Source organism: Rossellomorea sp. y25, from assembly GCF_038049935.1.
Taxonomy (GTDB): Bacteria; Bacillota; Bacilli; order Bacillales; family Bacillaceae_B; genus Rossellomorea.
The window spans coordinates 504,703-521,396 of sequence record NZ_CP145886.1; the positions used below are offsets into that span (position 1 = coordinate 504,703).

15 protein-coding genes and 1 riboswitch are annotated in these 16,694 nt (G+C 42.8%); of the genes, 14 read left to right on the forward strand and 1 reads right to left on the reverse strand.

What is annotated here, in order from left to right:
• Positions 1-42 precede the first annotated feature (42 nt).
• From AAEM60_RS02575 to AAEM60_RS02605, 7 genes are all read left to right on the forward strand, one after another.
• Positions 43-2,007: a hypothetical protein gene (locus AAEM60_RS02575; RefSeq protein WP_341357322.1), complete on the forward strand. Its 1,965-nt coding sequence runs from the start codon at positions 43-45 to the stop codon at positions 2,005-2,007.
• A gap of 126 nt (positions 2,008-2,133) precedes the next feature.
• Positions 2,134-2,328 carry a hypothetical protein gene (locus AAEM60_RS02580; protein ID WP_299741471.1) on the forward strand — a complete coding sequence of 65 codons (195 nt, stop codon included), beginning with the start codon at positions 2,134-2,136 and terminating at the stop codon, positions 2,326-2,328.
• 12 nt (positions 2,329-2,340) lie between these two features.
• On the forward strand, positions 2,341-2,493 hold the full coding sequence (locus tag AAEM60_RS02585; RefSeq protein ID WP_299741473.1) for a hypothetical protein: 153 nt from the start codon (positions 2,341-2,343) through the stop codon (positions 2,491-2,493).
• Positions 2,477-2,695 (forward strand): hypothetical protein, encoded by a 219-nt coding sequence (locus AAEM60_RS02590; protein ID WP_341357323.1) that lies wholly within the window; start codon positions 2,477-2,479, stop codon positions 2,693-2,695. The genes AAEM60_RS02585 and AAEM60_RS02590 overlap by 17 nt, the downstream gene beginning before the upstream one ends.
• Before the next feature lie 137 nt (positions 2,696-2,832).
• Positions 2,833-2,918, forward strand: a riboswitch (cyclic di-GMP riboswitch).
• 41 nt (positions 2,919-2,959) lie between these two features.
• A complete protein-coding gene (locus AAEM60_RS02595) occupies positions 2,960-3,847 on the forward strand; it encodes an amidase (protein ID WP_341357324.1) in 888 nt (295 codons plus the stop codon).
• Positions 3,848-3,874: 27 nt separating this feature from the next.
• The gene (locus AAEM60_RS02600) at positions 3,875-4,528 is read left to right on the forward strand and encodes an NAD-dependent epimerase/dehydratase family protein (RefSeq protein WP_299741478.1); all 654 of its coding nucleotides are present in this window, start codon (positions 3,875-3,877) and stop codon (positions 4,526-4,528) included.
• Positions 4,529-4,543: 15 nt separating this feature from the next.
• Entirely contained in the window at positions 4,544-4,969 is a 426-nt protein-coding gene (locus AAEM60_RS02605) for a DUF1284 domain-containing protein (RefSeq protein WP_341357325.1), read from the forward strand.
• A gap of 72 nt (positions 4,970-5,041) precedes the next feature.
• Here the strand turns inward: AAEM60_RS02605 and AAEM60_RS02610 are convergent, their stop codons facing one another.
• Positions 5,042-5,896: a TetR/AcrR family transcriptional regulator gene (locus AAEM60_RS02610; RefSeq protein ID WP_341357326.1), complete on the reverse strand. Its 855-nt coding sequence runs from the start codon at positions 5,894-5,896 to the stop codon at positions 5,042-5,044.
• 163 nt (positions 5,897-6,059) lie between these two features.
• On the opposite strand from AAEM60_RS02610, the gene AAEM60_RS02615 reads away from it, so the two are divergent.
• The 7 genes from AAEM60_RS02615 (at position 6,060) to AAEM60_RS02645 (ending at position 16,638) form a co-directional block, all read left to right on the forward strand.
• Entirely contained in the window at positions 6,060-9,215 is a 3,156-nt protein-coding gene (locus tag AAEM60_RS02615; RefSeq protein WP_341357327.1) for an efflux RND transporter permease subunit, read from the forward strand.
• A gap of 361 nt (positions 9,216-9,576) precedes the next feature.
• Positions 9,577-10,602 carry a LacI family DNA-binding transcriptional regulator gene (locus AAEM60_RS02620; protein ID WP_341357328.1) on the forward strand — a complete coding sequence of 342 codons (1,026 nt, stop codon included), beginning with the start codon at positions 9,577-9,579 and terminating at the stop codon, positions 10,600-10,602.
• Between the two features lie 106 nt (positions 10,603-10,708).
• The gene (locus AAEM60_RS02625) at positions 10,709-12,025 is read left to right on the forward strand and encodes an ABC transporter substrate-binding protein (RefSeq protein WP_299742635.1); all 1,317 of its coding nucleotides are present in this window, start codon (positions 10,709-10,711) and stop codon (positions 12,023-12,025) included.
• Positions 12,026-12,100: 75 nt separating this feature from the next.
• Positions 12,101-13,000 (forward strand): sugar ABC transporter permease, encoded by a 900-nt coding sequence (locus AAEM60_RS02630; protein ID WP_341357329.1) that lies wholly within the window; start codon positions 12,101-12,103, stop codon positions 12,998-13,000.
• 144 nt (positions 13,001-13,144) lie between these two features.
• Positions 13,145-13,921: a carbohydrate ABC transporter permease gene (locus tag AAEM60_RS02635; protein WP_299742638.1), complete on the forward strand. Its 777-nt coding sequence runs from the start codon at positions 13,145-13,147 to the stop codon at positions 13,919-13,921.
• A gap of 15 nt (positions 13,922-13,936) precedes the next feature.
• On the forward strand, positions 13,937-15,304 hold the full coding sequence (locus AAEM60_RS02640; protein WP_341357330.1) for a GH1 family beta-glucosidase: 1,368 nt from the start codon (positions 13,937-13,939) through the stop codon (positions 15,302-15,304).
• A complete protein-coding gene (locus AAEM60_RS02645) occupies positions 15,301-16,638 on the forward strand; it encodes a glycoside hydrolase family 30 protein (protein ID WP_341357331.1) in 1,338 nt (445 codons plus the stop codon). The genes AAEM60_RS02640 and AAEM60_RS02645 overlap by 4 nt, the downstream gene beginning before the upstream one ends.
• Positions 16,639-16,694: the final 56 nt, after the last annotated feature.

A 16,694-nucleotide genomic window follows, 5' to 3' on the forward strand; every position in this document is an offset into this window, starting at 1 on the left:
TCTCTCATCCACTGGTATTTTGATTGATAAAGGAGTTTTGAAATGGCATTTGAATTAACGTCTAAGCTGGAAGATCGTTTTCTGCAAGCGCTTAATGAACTGGAGAGCGCAGCTTCATTTGCGAAATCAATGTATCAAACTGACGTGTATCAGGAAGCGCAAAGATTGTTGGATACGGATGAAGGATTGGAGATTCTATATCGAAGCGCAAGCCGCTTTGAAAAGGCCGGGGTCTTCCAGGACGGCCCCTGGGAAAAGGCGTCCAAGCTTCAACCACCTCTTGTGGCCGGGTCACTACAAGCAAAGGGGCTTCCTTCGATCATTGAAATTCTTAGTGAGTTAAGAATGCTATCCATCGCAGAGGGTCAATATGAACATCCCGATGTTTCGACTGAAATGGCAGAGGATTTCCTCAATGAAGTAATGGTTCTGAATCTGAACCTGCTTTTTCCTGAAGCAACGGAAGCAGCACGGATTGAAGGTGGAGAGCAGAGTGAAAGGACAACGGAATTATTTCGATTTCTATCTGATAAGCTTTCCTATCAAGCACTTACAACTACACTGATTAAAGAAATCGAACGTTTGACCGCACAGCGTCCGATTATGGTGAAGCGGACAGTGTCAATGATTGAAACAGCGAAAAAGATGCTCCATTCAGACTTAAGTGTAGCGGAACGACTTGTTTTAGAAAAGTATGTGTCTGCTATTGAAGGTCCGTCCCTCATAAGCAAAAGCATTGTCCAGCCGGGTGAATACCGTAAGAAGCTTATGAGTCTGTCTAAGGAAGAACTGGAGAAGGAAGCTGTTGCCTTTGCGCAGTCCATGCGTGAAACGGGGCTTGTCGCTCCCCAGCATGCGATACTACTAAGGTTCCTGAGCAGAAAGGTTCAAGAGCTTGTTCCGGCTGCCCTTCAGTTAAACGACAAAGGAAAAGCAAACCTAGACGAACATGCGGAGCTCGTATTCCAGCTGATTAAAGTGGCGATCTATCCAGCCACGAAGCAATCGGTTTATGGACTCGCCCTTATGCTTGAGCGGGGTGTATTATCTTCCTCTCCTGTATCACCGGGATTGAAAAGGCTGATAGAGCTTGATATTCGACCGGAAGTACGGAAGACGCTCCTTAATTCGTGTAAAGCTGGAGACGGAATTACAGCAAATTCTGTCCTTCTGGCCGGTGTCATCAATGTCCTCGGTCAACCGATCGGGATTGGCCAAGGCTTAAACCCGACTTGTCAAACAGCGCGGGGGATCAGCCTTTGGGCACAGCATGCTCCTGGGTACTTACTCGAACTGATTCCACGGGCAGCGAGGGACGGAGATATCGATATAATGTTTGAAGGAACGCCGGTCCATTCGAAAGAATTAAGTGGAGGGCTGGCGCCTGAGCTTCATCAAGAGCTTGATCCTGTGTCACTTGTTCTCGTTCCTCATCTTGACCGTATTTATAGTGAGATGATGAGACGTGTATCGCTTAGAGGGGAAGATGGACACCGCTGGGTGAATCCGGAATTTTATGGAGATTGGGTTCAAAAAGGGTTTAGCACAGTCATTGATTCACTAACAGGCCTCATCTCTGACTATCCGGGATTCGTTCGCCTATTCTATGCCACTCACCACCCGGAATACAATGATGACTACGGATTGATCTATCCGAATCCAGTCGGGATCTTCATCACAAATGTTCATGGAAAGCTCCTTGGCTTCCATGCCGTTTCGATTTTGAGAATCACCCAGGATCCCAAGGGCGAATACCGGATCTATTTTTATAATCCGAATAATGATGGATCACAGAACTGGGGGCAGGGCATCGAACCTTCCGTCATGGAAAACGGGGAACTGGAAGGAGAATGCTCACTTCCGTTTCACGAGTTTGTTTCCCGCCTATACGCTTTCCACTACAACCCTTATGAACAGGGAGATGCCTTTGCTGTGGAAAATGAAATTGTCGATGAAATCAAAGATCTTGCCCGGGATAGCTGGGGAAGGGATTATACGTGGGTTTGAATCAGTTTCATGGCGTTAAGCACCGTTATTGCTTAACGCTTTTTTTGCTGCCCGATGCCAGTCGATTTTTCGTGTTTTGCATGATTATGTATTCAGTAGCCATACTAAATACTGGAGGTGGAATAGATGAGAGATCATAAGAAACCTGAAGAGTTACGAATGGACACGCCGTTAAACCCGGAATTCACTTTGAATAATGAGGTTCGAAATCCCAGTCAAGTCTATGTTCCGGGAGAGTCTGTGGAGGAACATCATGCAGTAGAGGAAGGAAACGGGTTCATGGCAGAAAAGGAAATCGGACAATCCAATGAAAATGGGTAGGAGATGATAAGAATGAATACGAAAGAATTTCCCGTAGCGGACCTGTCTGAAGATACCTTGAATAAAGTGAGAAACATGGAAAGTGAACTTCGCCAGCAAACGGAAGAGGATATTATTCTAATCGCTTATAAGAATGGTGGTGAAACGATTGAAGGAAGAAGATAAAGTGAAAAAAGGAAATAAAGACATGCCCGATTTCAAACAGTTAAACGACCGTGTCATCGCAGAGGAACCGAAAGGACCATTTCTCGCCATCAAAACAAATATGGATACAGCAGGAGTCAAGGATAATCCGTATGCGTCTGAAAATGCAGATTCTGAACAAGATGAGAAATTACAGCAATTTTTCGAGGATGAAGAATTATAAGCAAATAGTGTCATGAGCAGTACATAAAAAAGCGCCAATCCGAAAGTGACTGGCGCTTTTTTGATATGATTATTGATTGAAAATTACATCTTTTCAATAAAGGAAAAAGGACTATACTAAAGAGGAAGAATAAAACAAACTGAAAAAGGCAAACTTGTTGAAAAGCAAGGACTGAAAAAGCTATCGGCCTGCCCGTCTTTCGAATGGCCGCCAAGCTGCCAGGCTCCTCACAAGAGTCAAGGCTCAAGAAGAGGAGAATGAAAGATGAATAGAATATGGAAGATGAGTATTTGTCTGATCCTGTTGAGTATCAATTCTTACCAATCAAATGAAAAGGCAGCTGGTATGGACGTGAGAGGGAAAAGCACGTGGCTTTGGAATACGGTTGACATCGTCGGACATAAAGAAGAAATCATCGGATTTTTTAAAGTTCATGGAGTAGATGAAGTGTATCTGCAAGTGAACCCGAACATAGAGAAGGAACACTATCAACTATTTATTCAAATGGCGACTTTAGAAAATATACACGTGTACGCCTTGGACGGGGCTCCAAAATGGGCGACCGTAAAAGGACAATCCGCCCTCATTGCTTTTTTTGATTGGCTGGAGGAATACCAGTTTGAAACGAGTGAGGATCAAAGATTTACCGGTGTTCATTTGGATGTGGAGCCTTACCTTTTATCCGGATGGTCAACCGCCTACGGCAAGACGGTGTTGAATTATCAGAAGATGGTGAATGAAGCAGTGATTCGATCTGATTCGCTTCAGCTTCCATTAGGGATGGATATTCCATTTTGGTTTGATGGGAAAACATTTAACAATGAATTAGGAAAAGGTAACCTTGCTCAGTGGGTGATTGGGAGGACGGATGAAGTTGGTGTTATGGCATACCGGGATCTGGCGAATGGGGAGAATGGAATCATTGAACTTGTCAGGAATGAGATGGAATTTGCCCAGGCTGCAGGGAAAAAGGTGAAGGTAGGAGTGGAAACAGCTCCATCTGCTGAAGGGGATTTCCTGACATTTCATGAAAATGGAGAGCAAATCATGCTTGCTGAACTTGCTCTTGTTGATGCCCAGTATGGTACATATTCTTCCTATAATGGAATCGCAGTTCACCATTACAGAAGCTGGAAGGATCTATCTGAATAGAGACAAAGAAGAAATGAGGAATGAAAGATGCCGAAAGTAGCCTTGGTTGCAGGATCCACTGGATTGGTTGGTTCACACCTGATTGAAATACTCATCAAGAGTCCCGAGTATAAAAAAGTGATTTCGTTCGTGAGAAGAAGCAGCGGGGTGAAGCATGAGAAGTTGGATGAACGAATCATCCCATTCGATCAGATGAAGCTCCTGCCCCACGAGGAAATCGACGATGTATTTTGTTGTCTTGGAACGACCATCAAGAAGGCGCAGACGAAGGAAGCATTTAGAAAGGTAGATTACGAATACCCCGTTCAGCTAGGAAACCTCGGTAAGGACCATGGGGCCAAACAATATATGGTCATATCAGCTATTGGGGCGAGCTCCGGTTCACCGTTCTTTTATAGTAAGGTGAAAGGGGAGCTCGAGGAAGACTTAATAGCCCTGAATTATCCTGCCCTGCACATTTTCAGGCCATCCCTTCTTTTAGGGGAAAGAGATGAATTCCGCCTTGGGGAAAAAGCGGGAGAAATCTTTTCCAGAGCCATCCGCCCGGTAATGGTAGGTAAGTTAAAAAAGTACAGAAGCATCTCAGGTGGTCAAGTGGCTTATGGAATGTACCGTGCCGCCAATGGCCATGTCAGTGAAAAAGTAACCTTCCATGAATCGGATCAAATTCAGCAGCTGTAAAAAGAGGAGGATAAAATGAAGAGAGTACTTAGGGGACATCATCTTCTTTGCACCCACGGATTTAAAGGCATGGGGTATAGTCCTGATTTTGTAAACGTTATGACGGAAATAGTGGGAGAAATACGAAATGATGAAAGGGATCTTCCCATTCAGGTCGTTCAAGCCTTTGATGACGCCTGTCAAGCATGTCCACATAAAGGGAAAACAGTATGTGAAAAAAGTGAAAACTCCAATGATCATGTTCTATCATTAGATAGCCGTGTCCTCCGGCATTTAGAGCTGAAACACGGGGAAACCTATATGAAATCAGATCTGATTATCCGAACGGCTAATAAAGTGAAACCTGAGGATCTTGATCATCTATGTAAAGGCTGCTCCTGGCTTGAATATGGGGTCTGTAAGGAAGGGATCGGGAAGCTGAGAGAAAAAGTTCTGGCTTAAGAGAAGGCTCTCTTACTACTTTCTCCTATAAAATAAAAAAGACCCGCATTTGAGCTAAGCGGGTCTTTCGGGTCAGAATGCATAAAAATGTCTCAAGGCATTCACGAGATGCTTCAGCGATGGGTCCTCTTCAAGATTCACAATCATTCCTTTAATGACGACCTGCCGGGTTTCATCTTTTTGAATTTCCTCTTGAATGACTTCCAGAGAAATTTTGGTATTTTCATCCTCTGCTACTTCACGTGCATCCTCGATCATATGAACAAGTGTAGACTCATTGATCCTGTTAGATAAAGTGAAATCCTTCACCAGATCCTCCACTTTTTCAAAGGAAAGAACAGGCTGATCCCCGCTTTTTAGTAAGCCTTCCACTAAATCATCCGTACGTTTCAATATGAATCGGGACAAATAGGCAAAATCCAATTCGATTTTATCAAGCATCACCAATTCTAAATAAGAATGGAAAAAACCTTGAATCATCATAGTGATATCCCAGAAGTAGGGTTCGATTTTTTTTCCGTAAATCCCATATAATCTTTTTTTATAATAACGATGGGTGTCCATTTTCATTTCACTGAGGAGATCATGGATTTCATCGTTAAACGGCATGGCGTTCTCTCTGATCTGCATAATGATAAACTCTTTATGTTTACAGATTTCAATAAGCTGGCATTCTAATTGCTTTTGGAATTTTTCATAAGGAGGCAGATCCTCGTTTTCAATCTCATTCACTTTAGCTGTGATCATTTTAAAATAGTATTTCATGATAGCCAATAGAAGGGCTTCCTTTGACTTGAAATACAAATAGAATGCACCTTTAGATATTTCACACTCGTTCACGATTTCTTGCACCGAGGTGGCGTTAAACCCTTTCGTGGCAAACAGCTTAATCGATGTTTCAATAATTAATTTCTCTTTTTCCTTCATGCTTTCCTCTCCTTGATAAACTCCTTGACTCTATTATGACCGATTGGTCACAATAAATAAACCTTTAATTTTATAAGTATATTGACTTATGACTGTACGGTCAGTTATATTAGATTGTGTTATGACTAGTCGGTCAGAAAATGAGAGAAGGGACGAATAAAGAGTGAATAGTATTATTAATTTCGTACTCAAGAATAAGTTTGCCGTATGGTTAATGACCATCATCGTCATTATTGCTGGCTTATATTCAGGATTTAATATGAAACTCGAAACCTTGCCAAATATTAATACACCGATTGTAAGTGTTACGACGGTGTACCCTGGAGCTACGCCTGAAGATGTAGCAGAAAAGGTATCAGAACCAATTGAAAAACGTTTGAAGAATTTAAATGGAGTTAATGTTGTCAGCTCCACGTCTTATCAAAATGCTTCAGCCGTTCAGATAGAATACAAGTTTTCGAAAGATATGGACGAAGCAAAGACTGAAGTGGAAGATGCTCTTTCGGATCTCTCTTTTCCAGAAGGGGTCAATGAACCGGAAGTCTCAAGACTGAGCTTTAACGCTTTCCCGATCATTGCGCTGAGTGTTGCAAATGAAGACCAATCTTTAGCTGAATTAACCTCAACAGTTGAAGAAACCATCGTACCACAACTTGAAGGAGTGGACGGGGTAGCATCTGTTCAAGCTTCAGGTCAACAAGTTCAAGAAGCACAAGTCGTTTTCGATCAAGAAAAGCTTGCTCAATACGGCTTAACCAAAGAAACGGTCCAAAATATGATCAAAGGGTCTGATGTGACAGCACCATTAGGGCTTTACACGTTTAAAGACAGTCAGAAATCTGTGATGGTTGATGGAAATATCACAACGATCGAAGATTTGAAAGAGATGAAGATCCCTGTGACACCTTCAGCTGGGAGTATGGAAGCGCCGCAAGGACAACAGCCTGGTGGTCAAGCTTCTCAAGGTCCACCTGTAGAAACGCCTCAGGCTCAGGAAGCACCTGCGGGGATGAAGATCCCAACCGTACAACTATCAGACATTGCTGATATCGAGCTGAAAGGGAAAGCCGAATCCATTTCCAGAACCAATGGGAAGGAATCCATCGGACTTCAAGTGGTGAAAACAGCAGATGCCAATACAGTAGACGTTGTGAATGCCGTAAAAGAAGAAGTGAAAGCTTTTGAAAAAGAGTTGGACGGGGTTGAAATCATCTCTACCTTTGACCAAGGAGAACCGATTGAAGAGTCTGTCAGCACCATGCTGAATAAAGCTTTATTCGGTGCCATATTTGCCGTCATCATCATTCTGTTATTCTTGCGGGATATTAAATCGACGTTAATCTCGGTCGTATCGATTCCATTATCGCTGTTAATCGCGATATTGCTCTTAAAACAAATGGACATTACATTGAATATCATGACCCTTGGAGCGATGACTGTAGCCATCGGACGGGTAATCGATGACTCCATTGTAGTAGTAGAAAATATCTATAGAAGAATGTCACTGAAAGGTGAACTGCTTAAAGGAAAAGAATTGATCCGGGAAGCAACAAAGGAAATGTTCGTTCCGATCGCGTCTTCCACGATTGTAACGATCGCTGTGTTCCTTCCGTTAGGATTGGTTCAAGGGATGATTGGGGAACTATTCCTTCCATTCGCCTTGACGATCGTGTTTGCCCTATTGGCTTCACTTCTTGTGGCAGTAACGATTGTACCGATGCTTGCTCACTCGATGTTTAAAAAAGGTGTCGGGAAGAAGCATGTGGAAAAGCAAAGCCGTTTAGCGATTTGGTACAAAGGCGTATTAAATTGGACGCTGAACCATAAAATCATCACGTCACTCCTGGCTGTCGCGATGCTTGTCGGAAGCTTGTTCCTGGTGCCGCTCATCGGTGTGAGCTTCCTGCCATCAGACGAAGAAAAAATGATCATGGCCACGTATAAACCGGAACCTGGTCAAACTGAAGAAGATGTAAATCAAATCGCTCAAGAAGCTGAAAAGTATTTCCAAGGACGTAAAGGGACTGAAACGATTCAGTACTCGGTTGGCGGGGAAAACCCGATGAGTCCGGGAAGCTCAAACAATGCAATATTCTATGTTCAATACAGCGATGATACAGAGAATTTCTCTGAAGAAAAAGAACAAGTCATTAAAAAACTTCAAGAAACAACAGATAAAGGGGAATGGGCTTCACAAGACTTCTCCGCAAGTGCCGGCAGCAATGAAATTGTCGTGTACGTGTACGGTGAAACCCTGAAAGAAATCGAACCTGTCGTAAACGATATTCAAGCTATGATGGAAGATAAAAAAGATTTCAAAAAAGTAGGATCAAGTATCTCTGAATCGTACGATGAGTATTCGTTCATTGCAGATCAGGAAAAATTGAGTGAGCTTGGCCTTACAGCAGGTCAAATCGCCATGGAACTTGGTCAGACACGTCAACGTCCCGTCCTCACCACCATTGAAAAGGATGGAGAAGAGGTAAATGTCTATTTAGACGTTGAGAAAGAAGAGTACGAAAGCATCAACGACTTGACGGACAAAACGATTCAATCACCACTGGGCATTGAAGTTCCGATTAAAGACGTCGTTGAAGTGCAGGAAGGTAAGACATCCGATACTGTTTCACGACGCGACGGAAAAGTATTTGCTCAAGTAAGCGGAGAATTAAAATCGGATGATGTATCAAAAGCTTCGCAAGCCATTCAAAAAGAAGTCGAAGAGCTTGATTTGCCAGCCGGTATCAACGTAGACATGGGTGGAGTAACAGAAGATATCCAGGAATCCTTCACACAACTGGGATTAGCGATGCTTGCAGCCATTGCCATTGTGTACTTGATCCTCGTGATCACATTCGGCGGAGGGCTTGCACCATTTGCCATTTTGTTCTCGCTGCCATTTACGATCATCGGGGCATTGGTTGGACTATTGATCGCAGGAGAAACAATCAGTATTTCCTCCATGATTGGTGCCCTCATGCTGATTGGTATCGTTGTAACCAACGCAATCGTCCTGATCGACCGGGTGATTCATAAAGAAAACGAAGGTCTATCCACAAGGGAAGCTTTACTGGAAGCCGGCGCCACCCGACTTCGCCCGATCCTTATGACAGCAATTGCGACAATCGGGGCACTGTTCCCATTGGCATTAGGTCTTGAAGGAAGTGGATTGATCTCGAAAGGACTTGGCGTAACCGTGATTGGCGGTCTGACAAGTTCGACACTATTAACACTTGTCGTTGTGCCGATCGTGTATGAAATCCTGATGAAAATGAAAGGGAAGATTGGTCGACGGAAGCGAAAGGCAGTAAAAGAGTAAGTTGAGGAAGGCAGTCCTGTTGCGGGGCTGCTTTTTTGTAGTTTTTTTATATGGGGTTTGGGGTATTTTTTGGGGGTTGTTCACAATCACAATTTGGCACAAGTTTGATGGAAAGTGGCACAAGTTTTGCCGAAAGTGGCACAACAAGCACCTGTCATACCTTCCAAAAAAGAATAATACCTGTGTTATTTACGTAGAAAAGAGGCAATTCTTGATGAAATGACAAAAAAACCACGTCATCATCACGATTGCAAAAACTTTCCGGCACTTTTTAAACTTTTCTAAAAATTGTATTGATTCCATCAAAAGTCTGGACTATAATAACATTAACGAAAGCGCTTTCGATGAAGAGGAGATAACAATGGTTACAATCTATGACTTAGCAAAACGGACTGGTTTTTCCAGTACGACAGTTTCTAAAGCTCTCAATAATTACACAGATGTGAGTCAGAAAACGAAACAAAAAATCCTGGAGGCAGCAGCTGAAATGGGGTATTTACCAAATGCCCACGCCCAGTCTTTATCGACAAAAAAATCCTGGACGATCGGTGTAATGTTCGCTGAGGACAACGAGGTCGGGATGAAACATCCTTTCTTTAGCGCCCTCATTGAAAGTTTTCGAAAGCATGTAGAACGGGAAGGCTATGATTTAATCTTTGCTTCTCGGAATCTACGAAATCGGGATACTAGTTATTTAGAACATTTTATGTACCGTGCCGTGGATGGTATCGTCGTGATTTGTTCAGATCCTAACGACCCGCAGGTTCAAGACATGATCAATAATCATGTGCCGATTGTCGTGATTGATATGAGCAATCAGAACTGCAGCGTTGTCTATTCCGATAACATCGAGGGAGGAAGGCTTGCCGTAAACTATCTTCATTCATTGGGCCATACAAGAATCGCTCATATATCAGGAGATCCAAAGATCGATGCAGGAGCACAAAGGATTAAAGGGTTTTCTAAGGCCATGAATGATTTAAACCTTCCGATTCATCAAGAATACCTTGTGAATGGCGGATTATTTTCCATTCAAGAAGGTAGGGCAGCAATGGAGTCCCTCCTGGAACTGGAAACCACACCTACCGCTGTTTTTGTAGCAGGTGACCATATGGCCATTGGAGCAATGGAAGCCATTAAAGAAAAGGGATTAAAAATACCGGAAGATATCTCGATCATCGGGTATGATGACATTGAAATGTCAGCCTATGTCACTCCGAAACTAACCACAGTCAGACAAGACACGGATAGAATCGGTGCTCGGGCAGGACAGTTACTAATTAAACAGATGATTCAAAAAAAGAAACTCATAACAACGGAAATCATTCCAGTAGAACTAATCATCAGAGAATCATGTACATCACCAAAAAAAGAAAAAAAGAATTAATTTTTATTTTTTAGTAATTCCGAAACCGGTTTCGGAATTTTTATAAGAAATAAATCGAAACCGCTTTCGAAACTATATTGTTGAAAAAGAACAAAGGGGGATAATGATGAAAAAGTTTTTAGCAATATTTATGACGCTTGTACTGCTGGCAGGGGTGTTGTCAGCTTGCTCCGGAGATTCCAAATCATCAGGTGATTCTAAATCAAGTAAAGATGTAGATTTGAAGATTTGGTCATTCACGGATGAATTAAAGAAACCCATTACGAAATTTGAAGAGAAAAATGGTGTGAAAGTAGAGTTGACGATTGTTCCGATTGCCGACTACCCGACAAAATTAAAGCCTGTTCTTGAAAGCGGAGTAGGGGCGCCGGATGTATTCACTGGCGAAATTGCATTCCTTAAGCAATGGGTAGATGCAGGGTATTGGGAGAACTTATCAGAGGACCCATACAATGTAGACGAAATCAAAGATAAATATGTTCCTTACGTATTTGACTTAGGTAAAGATAAAGACGGAAATGTAAGAGCTCTATCATGGCAAACGACGCCAGGGGGAGTTTTTTATAAGAGAAGTATCGCTAAAGAGGTACTTGGTACAGATGATCCAACTGAAGTAGGCAACATGCTTAACTCCATGGACAATGTATTCAAAGTAGCAGAGAAGATGAAGGAAAAAGGCTACAGCATGTTCCCTGATGAAGGGTCCATCCGCTGGTTCTCGCAAGGAGACAATCCACAACCTTGGGTGAACGACAAGAATGAGTTAAAGCTGACTGAACAGAAGATCGAGTTTATGGATTATGCTAAAAAACTCCGTGAGAACAGCTATACGGCACTTGCTCCTGAGTGGTCTCCATCGTGGTTCGAAGCAATGGATAAGCCAATCAAGGTAAAAGAAAACGGTAAAGAGAAAGAAACCCAAGTATTCTCGTATGTTCTTCCTACATGGGGTCTTCACAGCGTTCTGAAAACAAACGTGAAGGAATCTGCTGGGGACTGGGCAGTAACGAATGGACCAAGCCCATACTTCTGGGGTGGAACATGGTTAGGGGTTTACGAAAAGTCAGAGAACAAAGAGCTTGCGTATGACTTTGTAAAAATGATGACTCAAGAAGATGAGTTCCTGACAGATTGGGCAAAAGAAACAGGGGATGTTCTGTCCTACCTGCCTGTAACAAACGAAATCAAGGATGATTTCAGTGACGAATTCCTTGGCGGTCAAAATAACTATCAATTCTTCCTTGAGCAAGCGAAAGAAATCGAGCCTGGCATTGTAACAAAATACGACCAGCAGCTTGATACGTTCTATGGAAACGCTGTTCAGCAGTACGTAGACGGGAAGAAATCCAAAGAAGAAGCCATTCAAGAATTCTATAAAAAAGCACAAAACGCATATCCGGACATAAAAGTACCAAAAAATTAACACGTAAAAATCAAGGGCAAGTGGCATGGTCCATGCCACTTGCCCAATCTACTAACAACTAAGGGGGGCTGGGGAATGAAGAAATTAGACCGATATGGTTATGTATTTATTGCCCCGTTTTGGATCATCTTTTTAATATTTAGTATTTATCCCGTTGCGCTTACTTTCTACTACAGCTTTACGAACTATTCAGGGAGCGGGACAGCAGAGGTTGTCGGTCTTGCAAACTATACCCGTTTACTCTCGGACAGTTATTTTGTGGAAGCATTTTTTAACACATGGAAAATATGGGGAATAAACTTTGCCCTGCAAATTGGTCTGGCCCTTGTACTCGCATTAATCTTCTCTGATATGAGAATGAAGTTGAAAGGTTTGGCATTTTTCAGATCGATCTTTTATTTACCTAATTTAATCACGATTAGTTCAGTCGCTCTGCTGTTTGGTATCTTGCTGGACTGGCAGCATGGATCATTAAATATGATTCTATTAAATATAGGTCTTATATCAGAACCGATTAATTGGCTGAACGAGCCCGCGACTGCCCAGCTTTCTGTATCCCTGATCCTAACCTGGATGTGGTTCGGCCATTCGTTCATTGTTGTCATGGCGGGTGTTTCCGGTATATCGAAAGACTATTATGAGGCTGCATTGATCGATGGAGCCAACAGGTGGCAGACGTTTACGAAAATCACGATACCTTTATTGAAACCCATCTTACTCTATATCATGATCACATCCCTGATCGGCGGCCTTCAGCTGTTTGATCTGCCGATGCTTCTGACAGACGGAATCGGTTCCCCGGATGGATCACTGAACACGATGGTTCTGTATCTGTACAATCAAGCGTTCAAGTTTAACAATTATGGATATGCATCAGCTGTCGCATATGGATTGTTTGTCATCACCCTGATCTTTTCAGCGATTGTCTTTAAAGGGATGTACGGAAATGAACGCAAACAAGCAAGGAAGGTGTAAAGCATGTTGGGAAAAACAGCCGTTGAAAAAAATGTACAGTCCCAGAAGGCAGAAAAATCAAAGCCTGAACTTCTGCCACATGAGTCCAAACTAAAGACCAGAAATACCATTGTGAAGAGCATCATTTATACCCTGCTTGTGTTGATGGCAATTGTTTGCTTCATCCCATTCCTGATGATGCTTGTGAATGCAACAAGATCAAATGAAGCAATTCTTTCAGGATTCACCTTGCTCCCAGGCAGTTCCTTAGTCGAAAACTATGCCAATATGATGGAGTACGTAAATATTTGGTCGGGTTTCAAGAATAGTCTGATCATCTCTGTCCTCACAACCGTATTATCAGGATATTTCTCAGCGTTGACTGCATATGGATTTGCATTTTACACATTCAGAGGGAAAAATTTCTTATTCGTCTTCATGCTTGTGATGATGATGGTTCCAGGACAATTGGGTCTTATCGGCTTTTATGAATTAAGTAAGAACCTTGGGATATTAGATACCTTCATCCCGCTGATCGTACCTACCATTGCAAGTCCGTTTGTTGTGTTCTTCCTAAGACAATACATCAAAACGACCCTGCATCCGAGTTTAATCGAGGCTGCCCGTATCGACGGTGCAAGTGAGTTCAAGATTTTCCATACAGTGGCGATTCCGATCATGATGCCGGCTGTTGCAACGATGTCGATTTTCACGTTCATCGGCTCATGGAATAACTACATCATGCCACTCGTGATACTGTTCTCACCTGAGAAATATACGTTGCCAGTATTAATGGGATTCTTGAAAGGATCTCAAGTGGCACAAAATTTAGGATCGATGTATTTAGGTATCGCGATTTCAGTGGTCCCTATCATGATTGCATTCCTATTTCTATCAAAATATATCGTCAACAGCATCTCAGCAGGATCGATCAAAGAATAAAGGAGAGAAAAACATATGCATTTCGATAAAACATTTACCTTTGGAACCGCAACATCATCGTATCAAATTGAAGGGGCACATCAGGAAGGGGGAAGAACACCGTCCATTTGGGATATGTTCTGTGACATTCCAGGGAAAGTATACAAGCAGCATAATGGTGATGTCGCGTGTGATCACTATCACCGGTTTGAAGAAGACATCCAGCATATTAAACGCCTTGGAGTGGATACGTATCGTTTCTCCATTGCCTGGCCGAGGGTCTTTCCTGAAAAGGGGAAATACAATCAGGAAGGTATGGATTTTTATAAAAAGCTCGCGAGAAGACTTCAAGAAGAAGGAATCAAACCTGCTGTTACGTTGTATCATTGGGACTTACCGGTTTGGGCTCATGAAGAAGGCGGATGGGTGAATCGTGAATCCGTACAATGGTTCTTGGAATATGCAAGAGCATGCTTCACAGAACTTGATGCGGTCGTTGATTCATGGATCACCCATAATGAGCCTTGGTGTGCAGGTTTCCTAGGCTATCATCAAGGGGTCCATGCTCCTGGTCATACCAATATGGATGAAGCAGTAAAAGCGGTCCACCATATGCTGCTATCTCACGGAAAAGCGGTTGAGATGCTGAAGAAAGAATTCCAGTCCCAAACCGATATCGGTATTACACTGAACCTATCACCGGTGTATCCAAATACGGATTCCGTGAACGATGCTTTAGCTGCCAATAATGCAGATGGTTATTCGAATCGCTGGTTCCTTGACCCTGTATTCAAAGGCGAATATCCAAAAGACATGATGAATTTGTTCTCAAAATACGTCCATTCCTATGACTTTATCAAACCAGGGGATATGGAACTGATTTCAATAGATTGTGATTTCTTCGGTATTAACTATTACAGCCGGGGAATCGTCGAGTTCAGTGCTGCCCATGACTTTATGCATAAAGGGGCCTACTCTGATTATAAGAAGACAGGGATGGGCTGGGATATCGCGCCGAATGAATTCAAAGACCTCATCCGCCGCCTGAGACAGGAATATACGGATCTGCCAATCTATATCACGGAAAACGGAGCGGCGTATGACGATGTATTGGAAAATGGAAGAGTTCATGATCACGAACGTGTTAATTATTTAAATCTTCACCTTCAAGCAGTTTCTGACCTTAATGAGGAAGGCATGAACATCCAGGGTTATTATTTATGGTCACTGATGGATAATTTTGAGTGGAGCTTTGGTTATGATAAGCGGTTTGGCATCCTTTATGTCGACTTCGATACACAGGAGCGAATTTGGAAGGACAGCGCCTTCCGATACGCTGAAATCATCCGGGATCATAAAGAGAAGCATGGCCATCATACAAATGCTGAGGAAGTTGCACAATGAATGCGAAGCAAGTAAAGGTAATTTTGACAGCCAAAGAAACAGGAGATCGGTTCTCTGAAAAAGAACCGGTTTCTTTTTCTGCAGGTCAGGCTTCTACCCATATACAGCTTGATCCAGAATGTAAATATCAGGAAATGTTGGGGTTTGGCGGTGCATTCACAGAAGCGGCGGCTCACAGCCTTTCCCTCATCAGCCCTGAGAAAAGGAAAGAGATCATTCACCGCTACTTCGATCCGATAGAAGGCTTGGGCTATCGCTTAGGAAGGACACATATCAATAGCTGTGATTTCTCATTAGGGAACTATTCGTATGTGGAAGAGGGAGATACGTCGTTAGAAAGCTTTTCCATCGAACGGGAGAAGAAGCTTGTGATTCCTCTTATTCAAGAGGCGATGGAAGTGGCTGATGAAGAGCTTTCCATTGTAGCTTCACCCTGGAGTCCGCCGTCATGGATGAAGACGAACGGCGAAATGAACAATGGCGGAAAACTTTTATCAGAATATGAATCTGTTTGGGCTGATTATTATTCAAAGTATATAGAGGCGATGGAAGAAGAGGGGATCCGGATCTGGGGAGTAACGATCCAAAATGAACCCGAAGCAAAGCAGGTTTGGGATTCTTGTCTATATACGGGAGAAGAAGAGCGCGACTTCATCAAAAACCATTTAGGTCCGTCCCTGGCGGAAAATGGCCATGATGATGTGAAGGTCATCATATGGGATCATAATCGTGATGTGATTTATGAGCGTGCCCATGCTGTGTTATCTGATCCTGAAGCAGCTAAATACGTCTGGGGAACAGGTTTGCACTGGTATGTATCCGAGGAGTTTGAAAATCTCTCTAAAGTGCATCATGCTTTTCCGGACAAGCATCTGATTTTTACAGAAGGGTGCATGGAAGGAGGGGTCCAAGTAGGTTCATGGGATACCGGTGAGAGGTATGGCAGAAATATCATCGGTGACTTGAACAATTATCTTGAAGCCTGGATCGATTGGAATCTGGTATTGAATGAAGAAGGCGGACCCAATCATGTAGGGAACTATTGTGATGCGCCGGTCATCGTAGATACCACTAAAGATGAAGTTCACTATAACAGCTCTTATTACTACATCGGTCATTTTAGTAAATATATCAAAGCGGGAGCGAGACGTATTGGGTGTCATGTTTCAAATGACTCTGTATTGGCTACTTCCTTTGAAAATCCAAATGGGGAGATTGTAGTGGTTGTGATGAATGCGAATAGTGGGGATGAAGAAATTTCACTTTCCTGTGCCGAGGGATCGATGACTACTACGCTCCCTTCTCACTCTATAGCTACATTCATTATTAGATAAAAGATTGAAAGCAGTCCTGGAGAGGGCTGCTTTTTGTTTTGAAAATAGATAGCCTA